General features: G+C 70.7%; 15 protein-coding genes and 1 pseudogene. 14 read left to right on the forward strand and 2 right to left on the reverse strand.

Annotated features, from left to right (window positions below; translation table 11 throughout):
* Positions 1–8: 8 nt before the first annotated feature.
* Entirely contained in the window at positions 9–452 is a 444-nt protein-coding gene (locus ACOCEP_RS24810; protein ID WP_482331390.1) for a QcrA and Rieske domain-containing protein, read from the reverse strand.
* 131 nt (positions 453–583) lie between these two features.
* On the opposite strand from ACOCEP_RS24810, the gene ACOCEP_RS24815 reads away from it, so the two are divergent.
* The 11 genes and pseudogenes from ACOCEP_RS24815 to ACOCEP_RS24865 all read left to right on the forward strand — a co-directional run bounded on the left by ACOCEP_RS24815 (position 584) and on the right by ACOCEP_RS24865 (position 9,592).
* Positions 584–952 (forward strand): hypothetical protein, encoded by a 369-nt coding sequence (locus ACOCEP_RS24815; protein WP_125675063.1) that lies wholly within the window; start codon positions 584–586, stop codon positions 950–952.
* Entirely contained in the window at positions 949–1,461 is a 513-nt protein-coding gene (locus tag ACOCEP_RS24820) for a sigma-70 family RNA polymerase sigma factor (protein ID WP_125675061.1), read from the forward strand. The genes ACOCEP_RS24815 and ACOCEP_RS24820 overlap by 4 nt, the downstream gene beginning before the upstream one ends.
* Complete coding sequence (locus ACOCEP_RS24825) at positions 1,458–2,087, forward strand: anti-sigma factor family protein (protein ID WP_482331391.1); 630 nt, start codon at positions 1,458–1,460, stop codon at positions 2,085–2,087. Before ACOCEP_RS24820 ends, ACOCEP_RS24825 begins: the two co-directional genes overlap by 4 nt.
* A gap of 720 nt (positions 2,088–2,807) precedes the next feature.
* Positions 2,808–3,419, forward strand: coding sequence for a prepilin peptidase (locus ACOCEP_RS24830; RefSeq protein WP_482331392.1), 612 nt, complete (start codon positions 2,808–2,810; stop codon positions 3,417–3,419).
* Between the two features lie 48 nt (positions 3,420–3,467).
* A complete protein-coding gene (aroC, locus tag ACOCEP_RS24835; RefSeq protein WP_482331393.1) occupies positions 3,468–4,655 on the forward strand; it encodes a chorismate synthase in 1,188 nt (395 codons plus the stop codon).
* A complete protein-coding gene (locus tag ACOCEP_RS24840; RefSeq protein WP_482331394.1) occupies positions 4,652–5,176 on the forward strand; it encodes a shikimate kinase in 525 nt (174 codons plus the stop codon). Before aroC ends, ACOCEP_RS24840 begins: the two co-directional genes overlap by 4 nt.
* The gene (locus ACOCEP_RS24845; protein ID WP_482331395.1) at positions 5,173–5,580 is read left to right on the forward strand and encodes a hypothetical protein; all 408 of its coding nucleotides are present in this window, start codon (positions 5,173–5,175) and stop codon (positions 5,578–5,580) included. The genes ACOCEP_RS24840 and ACOCEP_RS24845 overlap by 4 nt, the downstream gene beginning before the upstream one ends.
* A gap of 8 nt (positions 5,581–5,588) precedes the next feature.
* Positions 5,589–6,698: a 3-dehydroquinate synthase gene (aroB, locus tag ACOCEP_RS24850; RefSeq protein WP_482331396.1), complete on the forward strand. Its 1,110-nt coding sequence runs from the start codon at positions 5,589–5,591 to the stop codon at positions 6,696–6,698.
* Positions 6,695–7,126, forward strand: a complete 432-nt coding sequence (gene aroQ / locus ACOCEP_RS24855) for a type II 3-dehydroquinate dehydratase (protein ID WP_482331397.1) — start codon at positions 6,695–6,697, stop codon at positions 7,124–7,126. Before aroB ends, aroQ begins: the two co-directional genes overlap by 4 nt.
* Positions 7,123–8,047 (forward strand): annotated as a pseudogene (locus tag ACOCEP_RS24860) (GNAT family N-acetyltransferase). The gene aroQ and the pseudogene ACOCEP_RS24860 overlap by 4 nt, the downstream one beginning before the upstream one ends.
* Positions 8,048–8,107: 60 nt before the next feature.
* Positions 8,108–9,592 carry a glycoside hydrolase family protein gene (locus tag ACOCEP_RS24865; protein ID WP_482339813.1) on the forward strand — a complete coding sequence of 495 codons (1,485 nt, stop codon included), beginning with the start codon at positions 8,108–8,110 and terminating at the stop codon, positions 9,590–9,592.
* Here ACOCEP_RS24865 and ACOCEP_RS24870 read toward each other — a convergent pair.
* Positions 9,547–9,984: a B-4DMT family transporter gene (locus ACOCEP_RS24870; RefSeq protein WP_482331398.1), complete on the reverse strand. Its 438-nt coding sequence runs from the start codon at positions 9,982–9,984 to the stop codon at positions 9,547–9,549. The two genes, ACOCEP_RS24865 and ACOCEP_RS24870, sit on opposite strands and share 46 nt — an antisense overlap.
* Positions 9,985–10,276: 292 nt before the next feature.
* Between ACOCEP_RS24870 and ACOCEP_RS24875 the strand changes: the two genes are divergently transcribed.
* From ACOCEP_RS24875 to nusB, 3 genes are read left to right on the forward strand one after another with little or no spacing between them, the layout of a single operon-like run.
* On the forward strand, positions 10,277–11,368 hold the full coding sequence (locus tag ACOCEP_RS24875) for a M24 family metallopeptidase (protein WP_482331399.1): 1,092 nt from the start codon (positions 10,277–10,279) through the stop codon (positions 11,366–11,368).
* 38 nt (positions 11,369–11,406) lie between these two features.
* The gene (gene efp / locus ACOCEP_RS24880; protein WP_034311660.1) at positions 11,407–11,970 is read left to right on the forward strand and encodes an elongation factor P; all 564 of its coding nucleotides are present in this window, start codon (positions 11,407–11,409) and stop codon (positions 11,968–11,970) included.
* Complete coding sequence (nusB, locus tag ACOCEP_RS24885; protein ID WP_063274190.1) at positions 11,970–12,434, forward strand: transcription antitermination factor NusB; 465 nt, start codon at positions 11,970–11,972, stop codon at positions 12,432–12,434. The genes efp and nusB overlap by 1 nt, the downstream gene beginning before the upstream one ends.
* Positions 12,435–12,450 lie beyond the last annotated feature (16 nt).

Below are 12,450 nucleotides of genomic sequence, written 5' to 3' on the forward strand. Positions count from 1 at the left end.
CGCGTTCGTCAGGCCGTGACGACCTGGCCGTTCGCGACCTTGACCGGGATCGAGGGCAGCGGCTGGTCCGCCGGTCCCTTTTTGACCGCGCCCGTCGAGGCGTCGAAGATCGAGTTGTGGCAGGGACATTTCAGCTCCGCGCCCTCGGGTACCACCGCGCACCCCTGATGCGTGCAGATCGCGCTGAACGCGGCCGCCGTGTCTTCGGCGGTCCTGGTGACGATGACGTCCTTGCCGTCGGCCGTCTTGGCGGCCTTCGCCTTCCCGATCTCGATGTCGGAGAGCGCGGTCAGGGTTTCGCCGGGGGCGGAGGCGGGCGGTGCGGCGGTCGAACCGGACGAGGGGTTGCTGTCGCTTCCGCAGGCCGTGAGGGCCACGGCCCCGACGGCCGCGCCGGCGACGGCGGCCCCGGTGGTCAGGACGGTGCGGCGGGAGTGGAGTTCGGCAGTCATGCCCATACACACGGTCCAGGCGGCCATCCGGTTCAATTTCGGCGGCCATCGGGTGGCGGAGTGAACCGGGAGGCCCTTTTTTCCGTGTTCAAAGGCATAGGGGAACCGAACACGCGGAAAGAGATACGGACATGATCCGGTGGTTGTTGCGGGCGGTCGTGGCGGCGGGCCTGCTCGGCTCGGCATGGGTGCATTACGTCGTATGGCAGGACTGGGCCTCGGAAACGGACGTGGTCGGCCCGCTCTTCCTGGTGAACGTGGTGGCGGGCGTGGTCATCGCGGTCGCCGTCCTGGTCTGGCACCACTGGTTGCCCGCGCTCGCGGCGATCGGCTTCGGCCTGGCGACGCTGGGCGCGTACGTGCTCTCGCTGACCACGGGATTCTTCGGCGTCTCGGAGCGCTTCACCACCCAGGCCGAGCTGTGGGGCCTGATCACCGAAGTGGCTTGCGTGGTCTTCGCGCTCCCGCTGCTGTTGAACCGGGAAAGCACGGATCGGTGAAGGAATTCGCGGAGGACCGGCTGATGCGGGCTTTGCACGACGAGCACGCGGCGGCACTCTGGTCCTACGCGCTGCACCTCACCAGCGGCGACCGGGTCCGCGCGGAGGACGTCGTCCAGGAGACGCTCCTGCGGGCCTGGCGCAACGCCAAGGTGCTCGACCAGTCCGAAGGGTCGGCGCGGGGCTGGCTGTTCACCGTCGCGAGACGGATCGCCATCGACGACTGGCGCGCTTCCGAGGCCCATCCCGAGGTCGTGACCGGCCAACCGCCCGAAACGGCGGTCACCGACGGCACGGAACGGGCGGTCCAGGGCTGGCTGGTCGCGGAAGCGCTCGGTGAGCTTTCGCCGAGACACCGGGACGTCCTCGTCCTGTGCTATTTCCAGGGTTACTCCGTCGCCGACGCCGCGAAACGGCTGGGTGTGGCCGAAGGGACGATCAAGTCGCGGACGCACTACGCGTTGCGGGCGCTGCGACTGATATTGGAGGAAAGAGGGGTGACTCAATGACCGACCCCTTCGCCACCTACGACGCGGCCTACGTGCTCGGGGCGTTGTCCCCGGAAGACCGGTCCGCCTACGAGCAGCACTTGCGCGTCTGCGACCGGTGCGCGGCGTCCGTGCGCGATCTGGCCGGCATCCCCGGGCTGCTCGCCCAGGCCGGCGCCCCGGCGCTGCTGGAGGACGAACCGGCGCCCTCGCCGGAGCTGCTGCCGACCGTGCTCAAACGGGTCCGCCGGGGAAGGCGGATCCAACGGGCGATCACCACCACGTCGGCCGGGGCCGCCGTCGCCGCGTGCGTGGCGCTCGCGGTCGTCCTGACCGGGCCGATGGCGGCGGCGGGCGACCCGATGACCCCGCTCGGCGACTACCCGGTGACCGCCGAAGTCGCCATGTCGGCCACGGACACCGGCACGAAGGTCGACATGACCTGCAGCTACGGCGGCAACCGCGCCGGGGACTACCTCCTGGTCGCCGTCGGCGCCGACGGCGGCACCAGCGAGCTGGCGTCCTGGCGCGCGATGCCCAAGGACACCGCGCACATCGTGGTCGGCACCGCGATGCGCGCCGGGGACATCAAGGCGCTCGAGATCCGCACGCCGTCGGGTCTCCCGCTGCTGCGGATGAATCCCTGATCCCGGTGTCATGACAGGTCTTCGGCACCGGACGCGATGCGGATTGGAGTGAGTTCCGGGCGCGATGTCCGATGTCGCGAAAGCCACTTTCGGGACGTCAGACGTCGCGAAAGTGGCTTTCGCGACGTGCCTGGGCGCTTGGACTCACCGAAGCCATATCGGTGGCGTAGCGAAGGCCTCCTTCGCGACCTTCCCGCCTGCGTGGACGTTGCGAAAGCCACTTTCGCAACCTTCAACGTTGCGAAAGTGGCTTTCGCAACGTGCCACCTTTGCCTTGCCCCTCAAGGGAAGCCTTGATCCTTGAGGCGCCGCCTCCCACGGGGGCTGAAGGGAGCTTTCCCGCATCCCATGCGACGAAAGCTCCCTTCGCCGCGTGAGACGCGTGGTGAAAGCTCCCTTCGCCGCATGTGACGCGGTGAAAGGCGCCTTCAGCCCGCCGCCGTGCGCCCGGCTCCCGTCAGCTCCCACCGCTGCGCGTCTGGGGCCCTTCACTCCCGCCGCGCGCCCGGCTCCCGCTGCCGCGCCTCCGACTACCGTTCGGCTCCCGCCGCCGCGCCCCCGACTCCCACCGGCTCCCTCCACCCTCACCCGCCAGCCCGGACGTGAACGGTCCATTCACGACTTCCGCACCCCCGCCCCACCTGCCGAAAGTGCGTGAAAGTCCCTGTCACGAAAAGAAAACCTTGCCGCCCGTGACCCGCCGGACGCACTCTTGATCTTGTGTTCACGTCGATCGCCTTCGCGGTGGCGGGCGCCGGATCGGCGCTCGCCACGCGCTCCTGCCTGCGCCGGGCCGGAGCGCCGATCACGGCGTGGGCCGCCGCCCTCACCGCGGCGGCGCTCGTCGCGGTCTGCCTCAGGCACCAATCGGGAGCCTGGCCGTCGTGGTGGCTCGCGGTCCCGGCCGTGCTGACCGTCTTCGCCGTCCCGCTGGCGCTCGCCGACCTCAAGTACCGCCGCCTGCCCGACGTCCTCACTCTGCCCGCGTACCCGGCGCTCGCCGCCGCGCTCGCGGTCGCCGCGCACGGGGGAGGAGCGGCCATCGCGTGGCGGGCCGTGCTCGGCGCGCTGGTCTTCGGCGGGGCGCACGCGCTCGTCCACGCGGTGTCGCCACGCTCGCTCGGCGCCGGGGACGTGAAGCTGGCGGGCAGCCTGGGAGCGGTCCTCGCCGCGACGGGCTGGCCGTCGGTCGTGCTCGGCGCCGTCGCCGCCGCGTTACTGAGCGTGGCGCTCGCGGTGGGCGGGCCACGGCATCCCACGGTGCCGCACGGGCCCGGTCTCCTGGTCGCGGCGTGGGCGCTCGCCGTCTTCGCCGGACCCGGTCCGGGATAGCCCGGCCTGTACCCGGACTTCAGAGGAGGTTGTGACAGGATCTATCAGGTGTTGCGCTGGATAACCGCAGGGGAATCGCACGGACCCGCCCTCGCCGCCATCCTGGAAGGGATGCCCGCCGGGGTCGAGGTCACCACCGCCGAAGTGGGCGAGCAGCTCGCGCGCCGGAGGCTCGGCTTCGGCCGCAGCCCCCGGATGGGCTTCGAGACCGACCACATCGAGTTCACCGGCGGCGTCCGGCACGGGCTCACCCAGGGTGGCCCCGTCGCGGTCCAGATCGAGAACGCCGAGTGGCCCAAGTGGGAGAAGGTCATGTCGGCCGATCCCGTGCCGGCCGAGGAGCTGGAAGGCCTCGCGCGCAACGAGCCGCTGACCCGTCCCCGGCCCGGCCACGCGGACCTGCCCGGCATGCAGAAGTACGGCTTCCCGGAGGCCCGTCCGGTGCTGGAGCGCGCGAGCGCCCGCGAGACGGCGTCCCGCACGGCGCTCGGCACGGTGGCCCGCGCGTACCTCAAGCAGCTGCTCGGGGTCGAGATCCTCAGCCACGTCGTGTCCATCGGCGGGGCCTCGGCGCCCGAGGGGCCGCTGCCGGTGCCGTCGGACCTTCCGGCCATCGACGAGAGCCCGGTCCGCGCCTTCGGCCAGGAGGGGACCGACGCGATGGTCGCCGAGGTCGACGCCGTGCGGAAGGCGGGTGACACCGTCGGTGGCGTGATCGAGGTGATCGCCTACGGCCTGCCGCCGGGCCTCGGCTCGCACGTCCACTGGGACCGCAGGCTCGACGCCCGCCTCGCCGGCGCGCTCATGGGCGTCCAGGCGATGAAGGGTGTGGAGGTCGGCGACGGCTTCACCACGGCCAAGCGCTGGGGCAGCCAGGCCCACGACGAGATCGACCGTGGCACCGGTCCCGTCGGGGTGACCCGCCGGTCCAACCGCGCGGGCGGGCTCGAAGGCGGCATCACCAACGGTGAGCCGCTGCGGGTGCGCGTCGCCATGAAGCCGATCTCGACCGTCCCCAAAGCACTGTCCACAGTGGATGTCACCACCGGCGAACCCGCGGTGGCCATCCACCAGCGTTCCGACGTCTGCGCGGTACCCCGCGCCGGGGTCGTGCTGGAGTCGGTGGTCGCGCTCGTGCTCGCGGACGCCGCGCTGGAGAAGTTCGGTGGAGACTCGCTGGCCGAGGGCAAGCGCAACGTCGAGGCCTACCTGAAGGCGCTCGAGGAGCGCTGGTGACCCCTCGCGCGGTGATCATCGGGCCGCCGGGCTCGGGCAAGAGCACGGTCGGCCCGGCACTCGCCGCCCGGCTCGGTCTCGCCTTCCGCGACAGCGACGACGACATCGTCGCGAGCGCGGGCAAGCCCATCACCGACATCTTCGCCGAGGAGGGCGAGCCCGCCTTCCGCGCGCTGGAGGAGGAGATGGTCGCTAAGGCGCTGGCCGAACACGAAGGCGTCCTCTCCCTGGGCGGGGGAGCGCCGATCACGCCGGGCACCCGTGAACGGCTGGCCGGGCACACCGTGATCTTCCTGAACGTCGGGATGGCCGCGGGTGTCCAGCGCGCCGGGCTTTCGACCGCGCGCCCGCTGCTGGCCGGGGTGAACCCCCGCGCCACCTACAAGGCGCTCCTCGACGCGCGCCTGCCGGTGTACCGCGAGGTGGCCACGTTCGAGATCGAGACCGACCAGCTGACCGCCGACGAGGTCGTCGAGGCCGCCCTCATCGGGCTGACCGAGATCAGCAAGGACCGAGCATGAAACGCACCACCACCGGTGTCCTGCTCGCCGTCGCCGCCCTGACCTTGACCGCGTGCGGCGAGGAGAGGCAACCTCCCGGCGCGGACGTGATCCAGACGAGCGCGGCCACCAGCGCCGCGTCGGAGGCCGATGTCGCGGCCGACGTCAAGGTCACCGGATGCGACAGTGGCAGCTACACCCCGAAGGTCACCATCGAGGTCACCAACAGCACCGGCGAGGACGCGCGGTACGCCGTCACCATCGCGATCAAGGACGCCGACGGCAAGCCCTCCGGTGAGGCGCTGTTCGCGAAGAACCGGATGACGCCCGGCCAGAAGGTGACCGAAGAGATCCCGGGGGACACCCCGGTCAAGGGCAAGATCACCTGCGAGGTCGCGAGGGCCAAGCGGCTCCCGCCGAAGTGAGGGGAACGATGACCGAGCCGGTCCGCATCACCGTCAACACCGCCAAACCCTACGACGTCGTCATCGGCCGCGGCCTGCTCGGCGAGCTCACCGAGCAGCTCGCCGACGCTTCCAAGGTCGCGCTGATCCACCCGCCGACGCTGACGACCACCGCCGAGGCCATCCGCGACGAGCTGGCCGAGGCCGGGATCGACGCGCACCGGGTCGAGATCCCCGACGCCGAGGACGGCAAGGCGCTCACCGTCGCCAGCTTCTGCTGGGAGGTCCTCGGCCGCATCGGTCTCGACCGCCAGGGCGTGGTCGTCGGGCTCGGCGGCGGCGCCGTGACCGACCTGGCCGGATTCGTCGCCGCCACCTGGATGCGCGGTGTCCGGCTGGTCAACGTGCCCACCACGCTGCTGGGCATGGTCGACGCCGCCCTCGGCGGGAAGACCGGCATCAACACCGAGGCAGGCAAGAACCTGGTCGGCGTCTTCCACGAGCCGAGCGCGGTCCTCGTCGACCTCGCGACGCTGGAAACGTTGCCCCCCAACGAACTCGTCGCCGGAATGGCCGAGGTGGTCAAGGCGGGCTTCATCGCCGACCCGCGCATCGTCGAGCTCGTCGAGCAGGACCCGGCCGCGGCGCTGGACACCACCGGCGAGGTCCTCGGCGAGCTGGTCCGCCGCTCGATCCAGGTCAAGGCCGACGTCGTCGCCGCGGATCTGCGCGAATCGGATCTGCGCGAAATCCTCAACTACGGTCACACGCTCGCCCACGCCATCGAACGCCGCGAGCGCTATCGGTGGCGTCACGGCGCGGCGGTCAGCGTCGGCCTGGTGTTCGCCGCCGAGCTCGCGAGGCTGGCCGGCCGTCTCGACGACGCCACCGCCGAGCGGCACGCGAAGGTGCTCAAGCTGCTGGGCCTGCCGACCACCTACGACCCCGATGCGCTCCCGCAGCTGCTGGAGACGATGAAGGGCGACAAGAAGACCCGCTCGGGCGTGCTGCGTTTCGTCGTCCTGGACGGGCTCGCGAAGCCTGGCAGGCTGGAAGGCCCGGACCCGTCGCTGCTCGCCGCCGCGTACTCGGTGGTGGCCGGTGAAGCCCCCAAGCCCGGCGGGAGCGTGCTGCTGTGAAGGTGCTCGTCCTCAACGGCCCCAACCTCGGCAGGCTCGGCCTGCGCGAACCCGGCATCTACGGTTCGGCCACGCACGCGGATCTGGCTTCCACCTGCGTCGAAACCGGCAAGGAGCTGGGGATCGACGTCGAGGTCCGGCAGACCGACCACGAGGGCGAGATGGTCGGCTGGCTGCACGAGGCCGCCGACGAGGGCTGGCCGGTGGTGCTCAACGCCGCCGCGTGGACGCACTACTCGATCGCCGTCCGCGACGCCGCGGCCCAGCTCAAGGCGCCGCTGATCGAACTGCACATCTCCAACGTGCACAAACGCGAGGCGTTCCGGCACCACAGCGTGCTGTCGGACATCGCCACCGCGGTGATCGCCGGGCTCGGGGTCGACGGCTACCCCCTGGCCCTGCGGTGGATGGCCACGAACGCGACATGAACAACCCGCCCACGCTCGAGACCGCGAGGCTGCGATTGCGCGCGCTGACGGAGGCGGACGGCGACGCGATCGTCGAGCTCTTCGCCGACCCGGCGATGAGCGCGCATTTCGCGGTGCCGCTCACCGAGCCGGATCGCGTCCGCGAAATGGTCGGCCGCAGGTTGTCCTACGACGGCCCGGTGGGCATGGGGCACTGGGTGATCGAGCGCGACGGCGAGGTGATCGGCCTCGCGCATCTCCGGCCGTCGCAGGAACTGCCCGGAGACGTGCCGGAGATCGGCTATTACCTGTCGCGTGCGCACGGCGGGCAGGGCTTGGCGACCGAGGCCGGGAAGGCCCTGCTGGAGCACGGACTCGCCGGGCTCGGCCTGTCGTCGGTGTGGGCACTGGTCGGTGAGTCCAATGTGGCCAGTCAGAACCTGGTGCGGCGCTTGGGTTTTCTCGACGTCGGCGGTGGCGATCACTACGGCAGCGGTCCGCACCGCGTCTTCGTCGCGCTGCCTTCGGACCACGGCCGCGCGCACCACATCGAGCTGTGGGTCCCCGATCTCGGGCGCGCGGAGGGGAGCTGGGGCTGGTTGCTCGGCGAGCTCGGCTGGCGGGAGTTCCAGCGCTGGCCCGCCGGGGTCAGCTGGAAACACGGCGCGACCTATCTCGTCGTCGAGCGCTCTCCAGCGCTCAGCGGCGAAAAGCACGAGCGCACCGCCCCGGGCCTGAACCATCTCGCCCTGCATGTCGAGTCACGCGAACGGGTGGACGAGCTGGCCGCGAAGGCGCTCGAACACGGCTGGTCGCCCATGTTCGGGGACGAATATCCGTATGCGGGCGGTGACCATCACTACGCCGCCTACCTCGAAAACGCCGACGGCTTCGAAGTGGAATTGGTCGCCCTTCCGGGCTGACGTCACCCGGCCGGGTTAAGCCTCGCTACACTCGGCCATCATGCGCCTTTTTCGTGGGGGTCGGCGACCCGCCCGTGCCGTGGTGGCCGTCGTCGCGGTGGGCGCGGTCCTCGCTGCGTGCAGCGACGGAAACGTGCAGTCCCAGGCCGACGGCAAGGGCGGCGGGATCGGCGGCGCTCAGCAGGCGCCCAAGGAAAAGCCGCGTCCGATGAACGTCGAGCTCGTGACGAGCGATCCGCGGGCCAGCGGCGGGGTGGTGGCCGCGGGCGATCAGGACGCGGTCTACAACTACAGCCCGACCGTGATGCGGGACGGCGGCAAACTCAAGATGTGGTGGTGCAGCCAGTACGGCAGCGCCCAGCCGCCCGGTGACGACGTCCTCTACGCGCAGTCGTCCTCGCTCGACGGTCCGTTCACCGGTCCGTCCGGTGGTGGCCCGGCGGCGGTGTTCTCGGGCGCTCCCGGCGGTTTCGACGGGATGCACACGTGCGATCCGTCGGTGATCAGGGTCGGCTCGACCTTCTACATGTACTACACCGGCGCGGCGGGCGATCACGCGCTCGGCAACTCGATCGGCCTCGCGACCAGCCCCGACGGCCTCACCTGGACGCGGGCGGCGGGCGGGAAGCCGATCATCGGGCCGTCGCACGACGTGCACCGCGCCAACGTCTACGGCGCGGGCCAGCCCTCGGCGGTGTACCTCGACGGCTGGTTCTACGTCCTCTTCACCGACACCACGGCGAAGGGCGCCGGATGGAACGGCGCCGGGCAGTTCCTGCTCCGCGCCAGGGACGCTGCGTTCACCCGGAACGTGGAAACGCTGGGGGAGCAGGGCTTCGTCGCCAAGCCCAGCACGAACTCGCCGCGCCCCCGTTCGCTGGTCGACGCGTTCAGCACCGATCTGATGTGGGTCGGTTCGCTCGACGCCTTCGTGATCGCGCACGAGACCGAAAAGGGCACCACGCTCACGTTCTGGAACAGGGAATTCACGGCGCAGCCGTACCGGCCGGCGCTCATCCCCGGCGCGTGGAAGGAAGGCCCGGGGCTCGTCCGGCGCCCCGACGGGCACGCGCCGCTCTCCTCGGTCGATGTCTGCGACCGGGTCCCGTTCGACGTCGTCCGCGCCACGGTCATCGGGGGCGCGGCGGCACCGACCGAGCTCAAGCACTTCGGCCTGGACGTCCGCGGTTCGCGGGCGTGCGAGGACGAGGCCCGGATCCGGACCTCGTTCGAAGGCGTCGCGATGCCGTCGCCGCAGCGGACCATCGACCTGGTGGCCGACGGCACCCTGGTGCGGGTCGACCGGCGCTCGGTGGCGGTGGCGCTCGCGGGCGAGCTGCTGAACCAGCGGCTCAAGGTCGTCGACACCCTGCCGGCGGCGGCGCGGCTGAGCGCCGGGGCGCGGATGGTGCACGCGCCCGGCCGTGGGTTCGGCGTGGTGCTCGACGGCAAGCTCTTCGCGCTACCCGACGGCGGGGCGGCGGCGCTGAACGACTCCGCCGTCGAGACGATCGCGGATCAGGCCTGGGACGGCTTCCCGGTGGGTTTCTCGCTCGTGGGCTGAGCGGTCTTGGTGATGCGGCCGCCGACGAACAGGCCGAGCCCGGCCGGGATGAGCACCAGCAGGGCCGAGAAGGCGGCGCCGCCGGTGAGCGCGCCGCCGAGTTCCGAAGCGCCGGTCTGATCGACGAACACCGCACGGCCGATCACGTACAGCACGCCCGAGACCGGTCCGGCGATCAGCGCCGCGATGAACCAGTTCTTGCCGCGTTCGGGTTTGCCCTGCCAGGCGTCCACGGCGCCCCAGCCCGCGGCCGCGCCGACCAGGACGGCGAGGGTGAGGGCGGTGACGAGGGTCTTGTCGGTGGGGTTGAAGACCTCGTACTTGGCCAGCACGGTGACGGCCGCGCCGTGCAGCAGTGCCATCACGAGTCCACGAGTCAGCCACGGTGCCATTGGGGGAGTTTAACTCGCCAGTAGCGATGGTCGTGCCCGCCGCGGCCCTCGATGGCGGACGGACTGGACGACCGCCACATTCGCCCCAGGTACACCAGTAGTCACGATGAACGCGCGTGAAGGCCCCCTTCCCTCGGCTCAGCCGCGTGAAGGGGGCCTTCACGCGACGATGCTGTGACTGGTGGGGTTGTCAGGGCGAACGGGCGCCTTCACGGACCACCGCGCCCCACAGTGAACGCAAGCAGCAGGCGAAACGCGTGTCGGGAGGCGCCCACCCCCTAAACTCCATCACGTGCGTGAATACTTCTCTCGCCGCCGCGCGGCGCTGCGTTCCCTGCTGGCCGACTCCGGGGTGGACGCGCTGCTGGTCACGGACCTGCTCAACATCAGGTACCTGACCGGCTTCACCGGGTCCAACGCCGCTCTCCTCGTCCACGGGAGCGGCGACGACAAGACGATCTTCTGCACCGACGGCCGCTACCAGGTCCAGTCGGCCACCGAGGTCCCCGACCTCGAACGGGTGCTGGACCGCGCGAGCGCGGCGAAGCTCGCCGACCTGGCGGCCGAAAAGAAGCTCGGCAAGACCGGCTTCGAGAGCCAGCACGTCAGCGTCGAGCAGCACGAAGATCTCAAGGTCCGCTTTGACCGCGTCGAACTGGTCCGGACGCCCGGCCTCGTCGAGCAGCTGCGTCTGGTCAAGGACGAGCAGGAGATCGAGGCGCTGCGCCAGGCGTGCGCGGCGGCCGACAGGGCGCTGGAGGACCTGGTGTCCGCCGGCGGGCTCCGGCCGGGCCGCACCGAGCTCGACGTCGCGCGTGACCTCGAGAATCGCATGCTCGGCCACGGGTCGACCGGCCCTTCGTTCGACACGATCGTCGCGGCGGGCGCCAACTCCGCGATCCCGCACCACCGGCCCACCCCGGCCGTGCTCGCGACGGGCGATTTCGTCAAGATCGACTTCGGTGCCACGGTCGACGGCTACCACTCCGACATGACGCGCACGTTCGTCATCGGCAAGCCCGCGGCCTGGCAGGAGGAGATCTACGAGCTGGTCCAGCGCGCGCAGGAGGCGGGCTGCGACGCCGTCCTCCCCGGCGCCGAAGTGTCCGAAGTGGACAAAGCGGCCCGCGGCGTGATCGTCGGCGCGGGGCGCGGTGAGGAGTTCGGCCACGGTCTCGGCCACGGCGTCGGGCTGCAGGTGCACGAGGCGCCCAGCCTCGCCGCGACCGGCGTCGGTACACTGTCCGCCGGTATGGCCGTCACCGTCGAGCCTGGTGTGTATCTGCCCGGACGCGGAGGCGTGCGCATCGAGGACACGCTGGTCGTGCGGGAAGGTACGCCCGAACTCCTCACGCTGAGCACCAAGGAACTCGTGGTCGTCTGACGGCGGCCCGGAAGATCGACACAGGAGACTGCACACTCGTGGCCACCACCAACGACCTGAAGAACGGGCTCGTCCTCAACCTCGACGGCCAGCTCTGGACCGTCACCGCGTTCCAGCACGTCAAGCCGGGCAAGGGCGGCGCGTTCGTCCGTACGACGCTCAAGCACGTGCTGACTGGCAAGGTCGTCGACAAGACCTTCAACGCGGGCACGAAGGTCGATACGGCCACCGTCGACCGCCGCAACATGACCTACCTGTACAAGGAGGGTCAGGACTTCGTGTTCATGGACGCGGAGACCTACGACCAGATCACCGTGCTGAACGAGACCGTCGGCGACAACGCGAACTACCTCCTCGAGAACACCGAGGTCCAGGTCGCGGTGCACGAGGGTGTTCCGCTGTACATCGAGCTGCCGACCTCGGTCGAGCTCGTCGTCCAGCACACCGACCCGGGTCTGCAGGGCGACCGCTCCACCGGCGGCACCAAGCCCGCCACCCTGGAGACCGGCGCCGAGATCCAGGTGCCGCTGTTCCTCACCACCGGCGAGAAGATCAAGGTCGACACCCGTGACGGCCGCTACCTGGGCCGCGTTTCCAGCTGATGGCCGACTCAGCCAAATCCGGCAAGTCGCCGAACCGCGGCGGGCCGATCAGCCGTCGCCAGGCCCGTAAGCGGGCCGTCGAGATGATGTACGAAGCCGCCCAGCGCGGTGCCGACGCGGTGACGCTGCTGGCGGACCGCGTCGGTTCGGTCGAGGTGGACCCGATCGCGGACTACACGATCTCGCTGGTCGAGGGCGTCACCGGCCGCAAGACCCAGATCGACGAGCTGCTCTCCGAGCACGCTCAGGGCTGGACGCTGGACCGGATGCCGCCGGTCGACCTGGCGGTGCTCCGCGTCGGCGTCTACGAGCTGCTGTGGGCCGAGGACGTGCCGGACCCGGTCGCCATCGACGAGGCCGTCGGCCTGGCGAAGGAGCTGTCGACCGACGACTCGCCGCGGTTCGTGAACGGCGTGCTCGGCCGGATCGGCACCATCGCGGACCGGCTCCGCGCGGTCCTGTAAGAAGACGTACTACAAC

The sequence above is a fragment of the Amycolatopsis sp. CA-211722 genome, assembly GCF_056828465.1.

Bases quoted from the DNA above. Each gene is read 5' to 3' on its own strand.
- aroB (WP_482331396.1), top strand. From the start codon at position 5,589: ATGACCGAGCCGGTCCGCATCACCGTCAACACCGCCAAACCCTACGAC.
- ACOCEP_RS24870 (WP_482331398.1), bottom strand. From the start codon at position 9,984: ATGGCACCGTGGCTGACTCGTGGACTCGTGATGGCACTGCTGCACGGC.
- ACOCEP_RS24815 (WP_125675063.1), top strand. From the start codon at position 584: ATGATCCGGTGGTTGTTGCGGGCGGTCGTGGCGGCGGGCCTGCTCGGC.
- ACOCEP_RS24845 (WP_482331395.1), top strand. From the start codon at position 5,173: ATGAAACGCACCACCACCGGTGTCCTGCTCGCCGTCGCCGCCCTGACC.
- ACOCEP_RS24810 (WP_482331390.1), bottom strand. From the start codon at position 452: ATGACTGCCGAACTCCACTCCCGCCGCACCGTCCTGACCACCGGGGCC.
- nusB (WP_063274190.1), top strand. From the start codon at position 11,970: ATGGCCGACTCAGCCAAATCCGGCAAGTCGCCGAACCGCGGCGGGCCG.
- ACOCEP_RS24825 (WP_482331391.1), top strand. From the start codon at position 1,458: ATGACCGACCCCTTCGCCACCTACGACGCGGCCTACGTGCTCGGGGCG.